The sequence below is a fragment of the Actinocrinis sp. genome, assembly GCF_035605935.1.
Classification (GTDB): Bacteria; Actinomycetota; Actinomycetes; order Streptomycetales; family Catenulisporaceae; genus Actinocrinis.
In genome coordinates, this window is the sequence record NZ_DATNGK010000033.1 from 1 (window position 1) to 14,614 (window position 14,614).

15 protein-coding genes are annotated in these 14,614 nt (G+C 69.2%); 1 reads left to right on the forward strand and 14 read right to left on the reverse strand.

What is annotated here, in order from left to right; genetic code table 11:
* From VN779_RS26285 to ffh, 12 genes are all read right to left on the reverse strand, one after another.
* Positions 1-173: magnesium chelatase domain-containing protein (locus tag VN779_RS26285; RefSeq protein ID WP_349260613.1), on the reverse strand; the 173-nt coding region annotated here is incomplete at its 3' end.
* A 290-nt stretch (positions 174-463) separates the two neighbouring features.
* Entirely contained in the window at positions 464-949 is a 486-nt protein-coding gene (locus tag VN779_RS02740; RefSeq protein WP_325719780.1) for a YraN family protein, read from the reverse strand.
* Positions 950-1,113: 164 nt separating this feature from the next.
* The gene (locus tag VN779_RS02745) at positions 1,114-1,422 is read right to left on the reverse strand and encodes a DUF2469 domain-containing protein (protein WP_324851669.1); all 309 of its coding nucleotides are present in this window, start codon (positions 1,420-1,422) and stop codon (positions 1,114-1,116) included.
* 12 nt (positions 1,423-1,434) lie between these two features.
* Positions 1,435-2,217, reverse strand: a complete 783-nt coding sequence (locus VN779_RS02750; RefSeq protein ID WP_349260614.1) for a ribonuclease HII — start codon at positions 2,215-2,217, stop codon at positions 1,435-1,437.
* 46 nt (positions 2,218-2,263) lie between these two features.
* The gene (lepB, locus tag VN779_RS02755) at positions 2,264-3,220 is read right to left on the reverse strand and encodes a signal peptidase I (protein WP_325719784.1); all 957 of its coding nucleotides are present in this window, start codon (positions 3,218-3,220) and stop codon (positions 2,264-2,266) included.
* Positions 3,221-3,224: 4 nt separating this feature from the next.
* A complete protein-coding gene (gene lepB, locus VN779_RS02760) occupies positions 3,225-4,238 on the reverse strand; it encodes a signal peptidase I (protein ID WP_325719786.1) in 1,014 nt (337 codons plus the stop codon).
* Positions 4,239-4,404: 166 nt separating this feature from the next.
* Positions 4,405-4,758, reverse strand: coding sequence for a 50S ribosomal protein L19 (rplS, locus tag VN779_RS02765; protein WP_325719787.1), 354 nt, complete (start codon positions 4,756-4,758; stop codon positions 4,405-4,407).
* Positions 4,759-4,911: 153 nt separating this feature from the next.
* Positions 4,912-5,811 (reverse strand): tRNA (guanosine(37)-N1)-methyltransferase TrmD, encoded by a 900-nt coding sequence (trmD, locus tag VN779_RS02770; protein ID WP_325719789.1) that lies wholly within the window; start codon positions 5,809-5,811, stop codon positions 4,912-4,914.
* Between the two features lie 24 nt (positions 5,812-5,835).
* Positions 5,836-6,378 (reverse strand): ribosome maturation factor RimM, encoded by a 543-nt coding sequence (rimM, locus tag VN779_RS02775; RefSeq protein WP_349260615.1) that lies wholly within the window; start codon positions 6,376-6,378, stop codon positions 5,836-5,838.
* A gap of 70 nt (positions 6,379-6,448) precedes the next feature.
* On the reverse strand, positions 6,449-6,688 hold the full coding sequence (locus tag VN779_RS02780) for an RNA-binding protein (RefSeq protein ID WP_325719793.1): 240 nt from the start codon (positions 6,686-6,688) through the stop codon (positions 6,449-6,451).
* Between the two features lie 4 nt (positions 6,689-6,692).
* Positions 6,693-7,148: a 30S ribosomal protein S16 gene (gene rpsP / locus VN779_RS02785; RefSeq protein WP_325719795.1), complete on the reverse strand. Its 456-nt coding sequence runs from the start codon at positions 7,146-7,148 to the stop codon at positions 6,693-6,695.
* 267 nt (positions 7,149-7,415) lie between these two features.
* Entirely contained in the window at positions 7,416-8,957 is a 1,542-nt protein-coding gene (gene ffh / locus VN779_RS02790) for a signal recognition particle protein (RefSeq protein WP_325719797.1), read from the reverse strand.
* Between the two features lie 277 nt (positions 8,958-9,234).
* Between ffh and VN779_RS02795 the strand changes: the two genes are divergently transcribed.
* Positions 9,235-10,146, forward strand: coding sequence for an exonuclease domain-containing protein (locus VN779_RS02795; protein ID WP_325719801.1), 912 nt, complete (start codon positions 9,235-9,237; stop codon positions 10,144-10,146).
* 48 nt (positions 10,147-10,194) lie between these two features.
* Here the strand turns inward: VN779_RS02795 and VN779_RS02800 are convergent, their stop codons facing one another.
* Complete coding sequence (locus VN779_RS02800) at positions 10,195-11,805, reverse strand: metallophosphoesterase family protein (RefSeq protein WP_349260616.1); 1,611 nt, start codon at positions 11,803-11,805, stop codon at positions 10,195-10,197.
* Positions 11,806-12,082: 277 nt separating this feature from the next.
* Positions 12,083-14,611 carry a [protein-PII] uridylyltransferase gene (locus VN779_RS02805; RefSeq protein WP_325719803.1) on the reverse strand — a complete coding sequence of 843 codons (2,529 nt, stop codon included), beginning with the start codon at positions 14,609-14,611 and terminating at the stop codon, positions 12,083-12,085.
* Between the last annotated feature and the right edge of the window lie 3 nt (positions 14,612-14,614).

Consider the following 14,614-nt stretch of genomic DNA (forward strand, 5'->3'; position numbering starts at 1 on the left):
CCGGAGTTCAGGACGGCCGCCCTGACTCGATCGCGGGCCTCGTTGAGCACTGAATCGGGCAGGCCGATGAGGGTGAATTTGGGCAGGCCGGACGCCGCATGCGCCTCGACCTCGACCGGGGTGCCGCGCAGGCCGAGCAGACCGACTGACCAGGCGCGGCCGAATCCGGTCATGGCTGCACCGCAGGCGAGTCGTGGCTGAGGCGGAAGAACTGAAGCGGTAGGCACACCGGTGCGTGTGCGTGTGCGTCAGGCGGCAGCCAGCAATAGGGAGACATCGATAGCTCCAGATCGTGAGGAGGAAGAGAAGAAAGCAGGGGAGGGCAAGAGGCGTCTGGCACGTGCGATCGCAACGCGGAGGGCGTTCTCGTACCGGACGTACGGCAGCGCCCATCCGGAGATCCGGCAACGTAGCGAGCGTGAGTGAGAGGCGCCGCGGCCCAGCCGATAGTTCTAAAACACGCCTAGGCCACGCCGACGAGGTGGTCGAGGCTGCGCAACGGATACGGAGGTCGTGGGCCGGTGCGGATCGCGATGACGTCGATGCGCAGGCGGGCGGATCGCGGGAGAGGAGGCGAGGCGCCACGCTGCTGCTCGCGGAGCCATCGGGCCGCCAGCAGTCTCAGCCGCGCGGCCTTTTCTCGGGTGACCGCCTGCGCCGGGTGGGCGAGCAGGTCACCGGCTCGCGTCTTGACCTCGCAGGCGACCACGATCCTGCGGTAGCGCGCGACGAGATCCAGTTCTCCGCGCAGGTCTGAATCTCGACAGACCCAGTTGCGAGCCAAGATCTGATAGCCCGCGCCGAGCAGATAATGCGCGGCCGCCTCCTCGCCGTATCGACCGAGCCAGTGGCCCCATTGCCAACTGCCGGGTTGGCCGTGGAGCCCGCTCGTGACGCCGGCTTCGCCGCGCGCGCGGCGGTGCGCCGCTAATACTGCCGCTGTTCCCATCGTCCTGCCCGCTTTCCCATGCTGCGTTCCATGGACTCGGCTCGCGCCGACGCCGGACTTTTCCGGCAAGATCCACGATGCGGGATCAAGAGGGACAATGGGGCAAGAATCTTTCAGGCTGTGGATAACTCAGCCGGAGCGGCTTCTGACCAGGGCGATCGCGGTCAGTCGGTGGGGACCTCCAGGTCCGACTTGGCCAGCTCCTCGACGTTGACGTCCTTGAACGTCACGACCTTCACGTTCTTCACGAAGCGGGCCGGGCGGTACATGTCCCATACCCACGCGTCGGACATGGTGACCTCGAAGTACACCTCGCCGTCGGCCGAGCGCACGTCCAGGTCCACGTGGTTGGTGAGGTAGAACCGCCGCTCCGTCTCCACGACGTAACGGAAGAGCCCGACCACGTCCCGGTACTCCCGGTAGAGCTGAAGCTCCATCTCGGTCTCGTACTTCTCGAGATCCTCGGCGCTCATTCCCGCGCTCCCCTAAAAGTCCAGTCGAGCTCGTGAACCGGCTTCGGCGACTGCGCCGAAGTCCAGGAGATCGCCCTGGGCGGCTTGGGCGCTCCCTTCCCCATTCTGACCCACAATCGCTGCTGCGGTGTCCAGTCCCGCCTGTCCCCCTTCCGCCACGGGGCTTGGCCGCGCCCCGGGCACGTTCGCGTAGGAGCGCCGATGCTCGGGGCACGGGCCGTGCTCGTCTAGCGCGGCCTGGTGCGCAGCCGTCGAGTACCCCTTGTGAGCTGCGAAACCGTAGCTGGGGTGGGTTTCGTGCAACTCGACCATGATCCGGTCGCGGGTCACCTTCGCTATCACCGAGGCGGCCGAGATGCAGGCGGCCAGCCGATCGCCCTTGACCACAGCTTGACTGCGGATCACCACGCCGGGCACCGCGAAGCCGTCGAACAGGATCAGGCCCGGTGCCTGCGACAGACCCGCGACCGCCTGCCGCAGCGCCGCGTAGTTGGCCTGCTGCACACCCATCCGGTCCACCTCGGCGGCGGGGATGATGGCCACGGCCCAGGCCGCGTGCTGGACGATCTGCTCATATGCGCGCTCGCGGGCCGCAGCAGTCATCAGCTTCGAGTCGTTCAGGCCCTCGGGCCGCAGGTCGGGCGGCAGGATTGCGGCGCCGGCCACCAGCGGGCCGGCGCACGCACCGCGTCCTGCCTCGTCCGCTCCCGCGACCGAGGCGAAGCCGTAAAGCCGCAGCGCCGCCTCGTATGCGTAGAGGTCCTGCCCGCTGTCGAGGGTTGGCGGCAGCGGGATGCCGAGGTCGAGAGGCTGCTGGAGCGCTGACACGTAATCAGATTAGCTACTCGTGCGCCTGTTGAGCCTTCCGGGCAAGCTTGCGCAGCTTTCGGCGCCGCCGCAGCAGCGTCACGGGCAGCGCGCCGACCGTCGCCACGGCCGGGATTCCGCCGGGCGCGGACAGCACGGACAGGCCGGTCTGCTTGAACGTGTTGGGCACCGGCAGCGTGCCCCAGTGACTGAGCGGCCAGATGATCACATCGGCCCGGCCGACTACCGCGCTGACCGGGATGGTGCCGCCGTTGAGTGACTGGTGCGCGCGGGAGTCCTCAGAGACTCCGCGATGGTCGCCCATGACCCATAGGCGGCCCTGCGGGACCGTGATGGCGAACGTGCCGTCCGGACCGGAGCCTGCCTGGTCGCCGGGATACAGGTACGTCTCGTCGAGCGGTACGCCGTTGACCGTGATCTGGCCCTGCGCGTTACAGCACACCACGCGATCCCCGCCGACGCCGATCACGCGCTTGATCAGGTCGCCGTTGTCCTGCGGCAGCACGCCGACGAAGGTGAGCGTCTTGGTCAGCCAGTTGCTGCTCGACGTGGTCTCCTCCGGGCCGAGCCAGCCGCCCGGGTCCTGGAAGACGACCACCTGGCCGCGCTGCGGCTGCCCGCCGAGCCACACCGAGGCGCGGTTCACCAGTACCCGGTCGCCGATGGCGAGGGTGTTCTGCATCGAACCGCTCGGGATGTAGAACGCCTGGACCAGGAAGGTCTTGATCAGGAAGGCGAGGAAAAGGGCGAAGACGACGAGGAACGGCAGTTCCACGATGAACGGGCGTGGCTTCTTCGGGAACAGGAAGTGCCAGACCGCCGCGAACGGCAGCAAGATCCAGCCGAGGGCGGAACGCGGCTTGGCGCCCCCTTCTTCGCCGCCGCCGCTGCTTTCCGGCTGCGCCTGGTCCGGATCGTGATTCCCGGGCTCGTCGGCTGCGGCGTGGCCGTTGAAACCGGGCCCTGACACCTCCTCAGCGGCCGCGGTCCCCGGGTCCGGAGCGTGGGCGGCGAAGTCCGCCGAAGTCCCGAAGCCGTCCCGCGCCGGGTAGCCGCCATCGCCAGCGTGTCCGCGCGAACCGTCCCCATCGGTTCCGCGCCCACCGGTTACCGTCCCGGGCTGCCCCTGTGCGCCCAGTGCGTCCGGTCTGTCCAATGCCACGTCGCAACCTCGTGTCTGTTAGGAACCGTGTCGACCTAGCCCATCGCCACCCTCGCCGGCCTAGCAGCCGCACCGGGAACGCCCCGAGGAGCGCAGCGGTGGCGGGCAGCGCCGGAGCCGGAGGGAATGCGGCCAACGCCTTCTGGTGAAAGGTAGCCGGAACACCCAGTCCGCCGGCGCGGCTTGGCGGCCAGATCAACACGAACGCGTGACCCACCACGTCGCTGATTGGCACAGTACCGTCAGATCCACCGGTCATGTGGTATCTGGAATCGGCCGAGTCCCCGCGGTTGTCGCCCATCACCCAGATCCGGCCGGGTTTGACGGTGACGTCGAAACGGATGGCGGACGGTTGCGCGCCCGGGAAGAGATAACCCGTCTCGTCGAGCGGTACCCCGTTGACCGTGATCCGCCCCTGGGCGTCACAGCACACCACGCGATCTCCGGGCACCCCGATGACCCGTTTGATCAGATCGTGCTCGTTCGCGGACGGCAGCAGCCCGACGTAGGTGAAGACGCCCTTTACGTCACGCACTATCGGGTTGTCGCTAACCGGTGTCACGGTGCCCTCAAGCCAGCCCCCGGGATCGTGGAAGACCACGATCTGACCGCGTTGCGGCTGGGCGCCGAACCATGGCGAGAACTTGTTCACCAGCACCCGGTCGCCCGGCAGGATCGTGTTCTGCATCGACTGGGATGGGATGAAGAACGCCTGAACCATAAACGACTTGATGCCGAGGGCGAGGAGCAGGGCGATGCCGAGCAGGATGGGAATCTCCCGCCACAGCTTGATCGGCTTGAGCCGGCGTCGCCGCCCCTTACCCACGCCGGTCCTCCAGTCGCCTCGCACCGCGCCGCGCGCTGGTGTCACCAGCCTCGCAGACTACCGATTCCGCCTGAAGAAAGGCGAACACCCCCGGTTCCCGAGGGTACCGAGGGTGACACGGGAAAAGTAGGCCGCCGGTTCTGCGGAATCCGGCGAACCGGCCGAACTACCGCGCGTAGTCGACCTTCTCCTTGATCTTCGCCTTCTTACCGCGCAGGTCACGCAGGTAGTAGAGCTTGGCACGGCGCACGTCGCCGCGGGTGACGACCTCGATCTTCTCGATCACCGGGGTGTGCACCGGGAAGGTGCGCTCCACGCCGACGCCGAAGCTGATCTTGCGGACGGTGAAGGTCTCACGCACGCCCGCGCCCTGGCGGCGGATCACCACGCCCTTGAACACCTGGACTCGGGAGCGGTTACCCTCGACGACCCGGACGTGCACGTTGAGCGTGTCACCGGGCTGGAAGGCGGGTACGTCGGAGCGCAGCGACTTAAAGTCGAGCTCGTCTAGCTTCTGCATCGTGGTCTCCTCGCAGGTGCCACAGGTCACCCACGGCTTCGGTGGTTAGCGTGATCGTCGAGCCTCGACCGTGCTGCGCGCTTCGCTCCCCCCATGGCAGGAGTGGCGCGGACCGCGGGGTAACGCGGCCGGTCGGGCCGACGGGTCAGTCTCTCACGCGGGAGGCTGATCGGCGAAATCGTCCGCAGCACGGTCATCGGTCGGCTCGTTCGCAGCCGTTTTGCCGTCAACTGCCTTGTCGTCGATAGCGATGTCCGGCACGAGACGGTCGCCCTCGATGTGCCAGCCGAGTGCCGCGAGCGCTATGCGGTCCTTTTTGTCGAGCGCGGCCGGGTCGAGCCGGGCGAGCAGTTCCGGCCGATGGGCCGCGGTCCGCGCGAAGGCCTGGTCGCGCCGCCAGCGGGCGATCGCTCCGTGATTGCCGGAGGTGAGGATCTCGGGCACGACACGGCCGCGCCATTCGGCCGGCTTGGTGTACACCGGGCCCTCCAGCAGGCTTTCCATCGCGCCGGCGGCAAAGGAGTCATCACGCACTGACTCGGCGTTGCCCAGTACACCGGGCAAGAGCCGCCCGATCGCCTCGACCATGACGAGGACCGCGACCTCTCCCCCGGCAAGCACGTAATCACCGATGGAGAGTTCTTCTACAGGCATCCGCTCGGCTGCCGAGTCGATAACGCGCCGATCGATGCCCTCATACCGCCCACAGGCAAAGATCAGCCACGGTTCTTCGGCAAGCTGCGCTGCCTTGCCTTGAGTAAAGGGGCGTCCGCTTGGCGTCGGTACGACGAGCGTGGGCAGCACCTCTGGCGATTCGGGTGCGACGTCCGCGATCACCGCATCGAGCGCTTCACCCCACGGCTCGGGCTTCATCACCATGCCGGGCCCGCCGCCGTAGGGCGTGTCATCGACGGTGCGATGGACGTCGCTGGTCCACGAACGCAGGTCGTGGGCGCGGACCTCCAGCAGACCGCGGTCCGCCGCCTTACCAATGAGCGAGACGCCTAGCGGTGCCAGGTACTCGGGAAAGATCGTGATGACGTCGATACGCACGAGGCCGCCTGTGGACGTTCGTTCTCAGGAGTCCGCGGCCGCGGGCTTCGGCGGATCGGCCAGCTCGAGCAGACCCTCGGGTGGATCGACGAGGACTGTCTGCTCCTCCAGATCCACGTCGGGCACGATCTCCTCGACGAACGGGATGAGCACTTCGCGGCCGTCCGGCCGGGTTACCGCGAACAGATCCTGTGTAGGTAGATGCAGCATCTCGGCGACGGTGCCGACCTCGCGACCGTCCACGGTCACCACCCGCAGTCCGACGAGCTGATGGTCGTAGAACTCTTCGGGGTCGTCCGGCAGTTCGTCCGGGTCCGTCTCGACGATGAGCATCGTGTTGCGCAGGCCCTCGGCGGCCATGCGGTCCTCAACGCCCTCGAACCGCAGCACTAAGCGGCCGCCCTGCACGCGCCCGGTGGCGACGGTGAGCGGACCGCGCCGGGCTGGGTCGGTCTCCAGCACGGCGCCCGGCGCGAAGCGCAGGTCAGGATCGTCGGTGCGGACCTCGATCGTGACCTCGCCGCGCAGGCCGTGCGCTTTGCCGATACGGCCGACGACGAGCCGCAGCGGTTCGCGCGGCTCGTCGTCGTGAGGTTCGATCGCCGTCATCTGGTCGGCTGGCATCCGGTCCGCGCGCTCAGCGGTAGCCGGGCGCTTCGACCAGGTCGATGCGCACCGCGCGACCCTCGAGCGCGCCGATCACGGTGCGCAGCGCCTTGGCCGTGCGGCCCTGACGCCCGATGACCTTGCCCAGGTCGTCGGGGTGCACCCGGACCTCGAGGATCCGGCCGCGGCGCAGCGCCCGATCCCGGACGACTACCTCGTCCGGGTGCTCGACGATGCCCTTGACCAGGTGCTCAAGCGCCTCTTCCAGCATCGGCTCAGGCCTCGTTGCCCGCGGCGGGGGTCTCGGCCTCAGCCGGCTTGGCGGCGGGCTCTTCGGCCGCCGGCTTCTCGGAACGCTTGCGCGAGGCGGTGGTGGCCGCCTTGGGCTCGTTCTCGGCCTCCTTGTGCGCGGCCTCGAACAGCGCCTTGCGGTCGGCCTTGGGCGCGGCGACCTTCATCGGCGGCGGAGCGGGCAGGCCCCGGAACTTCTGCCAGTCGCCGGTGACCCGGAGGATCGCGGCGACCGACTGGGTCGGCTGCGCGCCGACGCTGAGCCAGTACTGGACGCGGTCCGACTTCACCTCGATGAAGGACGGGTTCTCCTTCGGGTGGTACTTGCCGATCTCCTCGATCGCGCGGCCGTCCCGCTTGGTGCGGGCGTCGGCGATGACGATGCGGTACTGCGGCGTGCGGATCTTACCCAGACGCTTCAGCTTGATCTTGACTGCCACGGGAGTGGGATCTCCTGGATTCTCAATTCGGTTGGGTGGCCGAGCCGCCGCGTGGGGATTGCGGTTTTTCGGCCTCCCGGCGGACGCGGATCCGGCGGAGAGAGGGGCCGCGCGGTCCGAGTACTCGACCTGCCATTCTGCCAGACCGCGAGGGGTGCGAATTACCAAACCCTCGAACGGGGGCACAGCGCAGCCGGTTCGTAACGCCTAGGGCGCGCGAAGGTGCGTTACCGCACCGCCGAACACCCTAAGACAACTGCACACGCGCTAGCCGAGCATCTTCTTGAACTCGTCCGGCAGCTCGAAGTTCTCGCCGGAGTTGGGCAGCTGCGGCAGTGCCGGACCCGCGGCCGCCCGCTCCGCCTTCGCCTGCTCCTCCGCGGCGCGCTTCACCGGGTTGCCGGAGCGGCTGCGACCCTTCTTGCGAGCGGCCTGCGCATTCGCCTTCTGCTTGGCGGACATCCGACGGCCGCCGCCGGGACCGAAGCCCGGGATGCCGGGAATGCCACCGCGGCTCATCGTGCGCATCGCCTTCTGCGCCTCGAAGAACCGCTCGACCAGGTTGTTGACCGCGGAGACCGAGACGCCGGAACCGCGGGCGATACGGGCGCGGCGGGAGCCGTTGAGGATCTTCGGGTCCTCCCGCTCGGCCGGGGTCATCGACCGGATGATCGCGCTGACCCGGTCGATCTCCTTCTCGTCGATCTGGTTGAGCTGCTGGCGCATCTCCGCCATGCCCGGCAGCATGCCCAGGATCTTCTGCATGGAGCCGAGCTTGCGCAGCTGCTCCATCTGGGAGAGGAAGTCGTCCAGCGTGAAGCTGTCCCCGCCCATGATCTTGCGGGCCATCTGCTCGGCCTGCTGAGCGTCGAAGGTCCGCTCGGCCTGCTCGATCAGGGAGAGCATGTCGCCCATGCCCAGGATCCGGGACGCCATCCGGTCCGGGTGGAAGACGTCGAAGTCCTCGAGCTTCTCGCCGTTCGAGGCGAACATCACCTGACGACCGGTCATCTGCGCGACCGAAAGGGCCGCGCCGCCGCGCGCGTCGCCGTCGAGCTTTGTCAGGACAACGCCGTCGAAGCCGACGCCATCGAGGAAGGCCTGCGCGGTGGTTACCGCGTCCTGGCCGATCATCGCGTCGACGACGAAGAGGATCTCGTCCGGACTGACCGCGTCGCGGATGTCGGCGGCCTGCTGCATCAGTTCGGCGTCGATGCCGAGGCGTCCGGCGGTGTCGACGACCACGACGTCGTACATCTTGTCGCGAGCGTGCTGGATGGAGTCCTGCGCGACCTTGACCGGGTCGCCCACGCCGTTGCCCGGCTCGGGCGCGAAGACCGTGACGCCGGCCCGCTCACCGACCACCTGGAGCTGGGTGACCGCGTTGGGCCGCTGAAGGTCCGCGGCGACCAGCAGCGGGCTGTGCCCTTGCCCCTTGAGCCAGTGGCCGAGCTTGCCGGCCAGGGTGGTCTTACCGGAGCCCTGCAGGCCCGCGAGCATGATCACCGTCGGCGGGCGCTTGGCGTATCTGATCCGGCGGGTCTGCCCGCCGAGGATCGAGATCAGCTCCTCGTTGACGATCTTGATGACCTGCTGGGCGGGGTTGAGCGCCTGGGAGACCTCGGCGCCGAGGGCGCGCTGCTTGACCGCGGCCACGAACTGGCGCACCGCGGGCAGCGCCACGTCGGCTTCCAGCAGCGCGATGCGGATCTCGCGGCAGGTGGCGTCGATGTCCTGTTCGGACAGGCGGCCCTTGCCGCGCAGGGACTTGAAGGTCGCTGCCAAGCGGTCGGAAAGCGTGTCGAACACGGCGCCGTCAGATCCTCGCTGCTTTGAAGGGAGTGAAATTGTTGAGCACTGTCTTTGGTTTGGACTGCCTTGCTTGTGAAGCGCCGTGCCGCAGGGCTCGAGCGGTCCTCGAATGCTCCCACCGGTACGGCTGAAACAGTGGCGTCCCGCGGAACGAGACGCGTGCATCTTGGTCAAGGGTATCCGCAAGCGCTGCGTGGCTGGATCCGCCGCCGCTGAGTTGTCGGTGCTGTCGCCTATCGTGAGGGTCAGTCAAGCAGAGAGGTCGGTGGCGGCCATGGCGCCGAACCGGTACGCCGGTGCATGCAAGACCTGCGGGGAGGCGGTCCCCGAGCAGGGCGGCGAGCTGCGCAAAGAAGCAGACGCGTGGGTCGTCTACCACGTCGGATGCCTGCCCGCGCCGGCTCCCGGATGGCACACCGGACTGATCGGTTCCTACGACTGCGAGACGACCGGCACCGACCCGTTCACCTCGCGACTTGTCTCAGCAGCCTTCGTCACCTCGACCGGCGAGCGGCACGAATTCCTGGTCGATCCCGGCGTGGAGATCCCGGCCGAGGCTGCCGCGGTGCACGGGATCAGCACCGAGCAGGCCCGCGCGCACGGCACTGAGCCGGCCGAAGCGCTGGACCGGATCGCCGCGCTACTGGCCGCCCACCTGGCCAAGGGCGCTCCGCTGGTGGTTTTCAACGCGCCGTTCGACCTGACGCTGCTTGAGGCCGAGCTGGAGCGGCACGGCTTGCGGGCGCTGCGGGACCGGGTGGCGGCGGTGGGGCCGATCGTAGACCCGCTGATCATTGACCGGACCATGGACCGGTACCGCAAGGGCAGCCGGACGCTTGAGGCTCAGTGCGCGCACTACGGCGTGACCATTGAGAACGCGCACGACGCCTGCGCGGACGCGGTCGCCGCGATGGAGGTGGCCCGCGCGCAGGCGGTGCGGTTCCCGGAGGTGGCCGAGGCCAGCCTTACCGACCTGCACGCCCGGCAGAGCACCTGGAAGGCGGCCGCCGAGGCGGATTTCGCGCAGTACAAGGCCCGGCGTGGCGAATCCTTCACCCCCGAGCCGGGCTGGCCGATCCGGATTCCGCGGCCGGACGAGGCGCGCGGCATGCAGACCGCGCGGCCCCGCCGGCCGGAGGCGTCCTCCGGCGCTCCCACTCCCTCTGAGACGCCGTCAGCCGTCTGAGTAAAGCAGGACTGAGCAAAGCAAGGCTGAGCTGCTGAGACGTCTGGATCAGCCGTCCGAGCGCTTGCGGTGCAACGTGAAGGACTCGAGCGGGGCGATCGCTCCGTCCGGCTGCGCCACGGTGTAGTAGGTCACCCGGATCGAGGTCTGGCCGCCGGGCCGGTTGCCCGGGTCCACGTCGAAGGCCGCGAAGCCGTATGGGTGTGTCGGGTCCCGGAAGGCCGACCAAATCGCCTGCTCGGACACGTAGGTCGGCGTCTTCTTGCCGTTGCTGCCGACCGGCCCGACCGCCGTGATGACCTTGCCGGTGCCGTCGGTGAAGAACTTCGAGTTCGATGGCGAGTTTGTGCCACCTGCGCCGAGCACCATGTGCACCGTGCCCTGCGAGCTGTCGATGTCGTCGGTGGCGGAGGAGACCGGGTTCGGTGTCAGCGTCTCCGAGCCGGGCACGGTGCCACGCACGGCGAGGGAGCGCTCGTAGTCGTGTTCGTGCCCGCACAGCACCAGGTCCACCTCGTACTGGTCGAACAGCGGCCCCCAGTTCTGCCGGATGCCCAGGTCGGCGCCGTTCGCGTCGGACGAGCTGACCATCACCTGGTGCATGCAGACCACGACCCAGTCGATCTGCCGGGAGGAGCGCGCCGCACGCAGCTGCTTTTCCAGCCAGGCCCGCTGCTCGCCGCTGCTGTAGCCGCTGACGTAGGAGTCGCCGCCATCCTGCAGCGCCACATCGTCGTTCTGCAGGACCACGACCCGGACGCTGCCGACCGTGAACGCGTACCACAGGCCGTTCCAGTCCGCCGAGCCGTTGCCCGGCAGCGCGAAGCGGGTGAGGTACGACTCGTAGCCGATCGGGCCGTTGCCCTTCTCGTTCTCGTGGTTGCCGGCGGCGGGCATCCACGGCCGGTACCGGGTCGAGCGGGCGTTGTTCGCGAAGAAGGAGTTCCAGGTGCGCACCCGGTCATCGGAGATGTTGGCGTAGCAGAGGTCTCCGTTGAGCAGGTGGAAGAGCGGCTGTACCTGCTCGATGCCGTACACGATGTCCGCGGCGGCTGGCGAGGCCAGGCCACTGATGCCGGCGGTGTACGTACCGGATCCGGCTCCGGGCAGCCAGGCGACGGTAGGCACGGACTGGTCGCCGAAGCTGGTGAAGGTGAACGGTACGCGGCCGGTCGGTGCGGTACGGAAGGTGCCTGCGTCGGGCAGGACGCCGTCGCCGAGCGCTGCGTAAATGTACGTCGTGTCAGGGCGCAGGTTCGTGAGGTGCGCGTGGTGGACGTAGACCTCGCGGCTGCTCGCGGCGTCGATGTATGTGCGAGTCTCCGCTCGGGCTTCGTGCCCGAAGCCGCCGTCCGGCGTTCCGTAACGCACCCGCGCCTTGGAGATCGGCGAAACGCTGGACCAGGACACGAACATCTCACGCGACGGGTTCGCGCCGAACGTGAGGTGCAGGCCGTCCACCGGCGGCGCGCCAAGCTTCTCGGGTTGGCGCCACAGCAGCGGTGAAATCGCCGGCGCAGCGGCGGCAACGCCGACCGTCTTCGGTGCGGACGCGGCCGAAGCCGGTCCAGCGAGGGCTACCGGAGCGCCGGCAAGCGCGCCACCGACCACGGCCGCACGCAGCGCCGAGCGGCGGCTGAATCCGCCGTTCTCGGGCAGCGCGGGCTTGGATGCGGCGCTCCCGGATGCGCGGCTTTCGAATGCTTGGCTCTCGGGCGCGCTGCTCTCCGAAGCGGCGGCAACAGGACTGGTGGGCTCCACGGAACGCCTCCTGGCGGGGACGGCAAGGTCGGCTCGATCTCGACTCGTTGTCGGCTCGCCGCGACGCTATCCCGCGCCCGGAACTGCTGGTGTGAACGCGAAGTGAACCGCTGTCCAACTCTTCGGCGGCTATTTCTCGACGTCACAGCCCTAGAGCGGGTATTGGAAACACGCGCTAAGCGCCGAGCGCGGACCGGATCTGGTCGGCTACGTGCTCGGCATCGTCCGTGGGAAGCCGGGCACCGTCTGGCCCGGTGAGGTAGAACACGTCGATCGCTTCGGCGCCAAGCGTGGCGATGCGCGCAGTGGCGATGTCGGCACCTGATGCGGCGATCGCGGAGGCGACTCGATGCAGCAGTCCGGGGGTGTCGCCCGCGCGTATTTCGACCACTGTCGCGACGGCCGAGGCATCTTCGATCACTGCCACGGACGGCGGCTGCGCCAGTCGGGCCCGCCCGACAGGGCGATGTTCGGCCTCTCGGGAAGCCACCCGCGCGGCCAGGTCCAGCCGTCCGCCGAGCGCGGCACGCAGATCGGTGCGCAGCCGGGCGACGTCCGGCAGCTCGCCGTATTCCGCGGCCACGGTCCAGCGCTGCACCGCCCACGGTGACGCGTCGCCGATCGGCCCCGTCGACTCCGTAGCCACTGTCGACCCTGTAGCCACTGTCGATCCGGTGGCTCCCGCCGGCTCGACCGACTCGATCGTCTCCACTTCGGCCGCGAGGATCCGCACGTGCCGCAAGCTGAGTACTCCCGCGACCGTCGCGAGCACTCCGATCTGGTCCGGCAGCGCGACGTCGAGCCTTGCGACGCCCGCCGCGCTGGGGGCCAGCGCGAGCACCGCGAGCCGGTCGGGTGACGCGGCCGCGCGCGCGGCGAGCGCGGAGCCGTCGAAGGCGGGCGCGGTGACAGGTGCGTGCCCGGCAAGGCGGGCACGGGCGCGGTCCGCGAGGCCGGAAAGCAGCGCCTCGCGCCAGCGGCTCCACACCGCTGGTCCGGTGGCCTCCGAGTCGGCCTCGGTCAGCGCGTGCAGCAGCGCGACGAACTCGGCCGCGTCAACCGAGCCTCCGGGCACCTCGGCGGCGGCCAGCAGCGCGTTCAAGGTCGCCGGGTCGTCCGGGTCCCGGTTGACCGCCAACTGCGCGAGCAGCAGATGGTGGCGCACGAGCGCGGCGAGCACGGCGCTGTCGGCGGCGTTGAAGCCGAGGCGCGGCGCGAGGCCTGCCACGATCTGTGCTCCGGCCTCGCTGTGGTCGAGCGGTTCGCCGGACTCGTCATGCAGGCCTTTGCCGAGATCGTGGCAGACCGCTGCGACGAGCAGCAGGTCCGGTCGTGCGACCCGTCGTGTGCGCTTGGCCGCCTGGACCGCGGTCTGCACCGAGTGCCGGTCGACGGTGTGGATGTGCAGTGCGTTGCGTTGCGGCAGGGACCTGGTTCGCTCCCACTCAGGCAGCAGCCGGCTCAGTAGCGAGGTACGGTCCAGCGCCTCCCACACCGGGATCAGGCCGGGCCCGGCGCCGAGCAGCCGCACGAACTCCTCGCGGGCGGCGCGCGGCCAGGGAGTCGGCACCGGCGCGCCGTCCTCGCCGAGTCGTCGCAGCGCCGCCGGGGCGAGCGGCAGCCCGGCCGAGGCCGCAGCAGCCGCGGCGCGTAGCAGCAGCACCGGATCGCGTGCGGGGTCCGCGGCCAGCGCGAGCGTCGCCTCTCCCTCCGCCGCGACGACGCCGTCGGCGAGCGGCGTGCGTTGCGCTGCCGCGCCCCGTCTGCGCCCCGACCACTTGCGCTGAGTCAGCACCTGTTCGATCCGCCGCCACGCGACGTCGCAGGCGTATGCGATGGTGCGCGCGGCGTCGGCGACCTCGGCCAGCAGATCGTCCGCGCCGCCGGTGAGACCCAGTTGCGCGGCGACCTCGTCCTGTTCCTGGAGCAGCAGCCGATCGGCGGCTCGGCCGGTGGTGATGTGCAGCGCGTCGCGCACGTCGAGCAGGCGAACGCGCGCCGCCTCCGGTTCGCCGTGCGGGATATCGGCGAGCCAGGATGCTGAGATGGCGGTGAGCGCGTAGCCGTCGCGCAGTCCGCCGATCGCTTCCTTGAGGTCGCCTTCGAGCCGGTAGGCGAGTTCGCCGTGCATTTCGAGTCGTTCCGCGCGCGTCGCCTGCACTTCGGGCAGTCGTTTGGCTGCTCCAGCGCGCCAGTCGGAGAGCGCGGACGTACGCAGGCTGGCCGTCAGCGCGGGGTCGCCGACGACGTGACGCGCGGTCAGCAGCCCGAGCGCGACCGGCAGATCGTCCTTCGCCATCGAGCGCGCCTCGGCGATCGTGCGCACCGAATGATCGAGCTTCACCTTCGAGTCCCAGACCGGGTACCAGATCGCGTCTGCGAGCTTGGCGATCCGGTCGGATTTGTGCGAGCCGTCATGCAGCAGGAGCACGTCGAGGTCGCTGCCCGGCGACAGTTCCGCACGCCCGTATCCGCCGACCGCTACCAGCGCGACGCCCCGGGCGTGCCCCAGCTCACCCTCCGCTGCCGGCAATCCGGCGGCATCGAGGGCGTTCGCCAGCAGCTCCGCGAGCCAGGTGTCAGCCGCTTCGGCGAGCGCGCCGCGTAACTTCGGGCCGCGCAACCCGGAGGCGATCAGCTCGGTGCGCTGCTCGGCATATCCCATGCGGCCTCTCCGCTCGCTCCCGTCGTGCCCTCGCCCCATGCT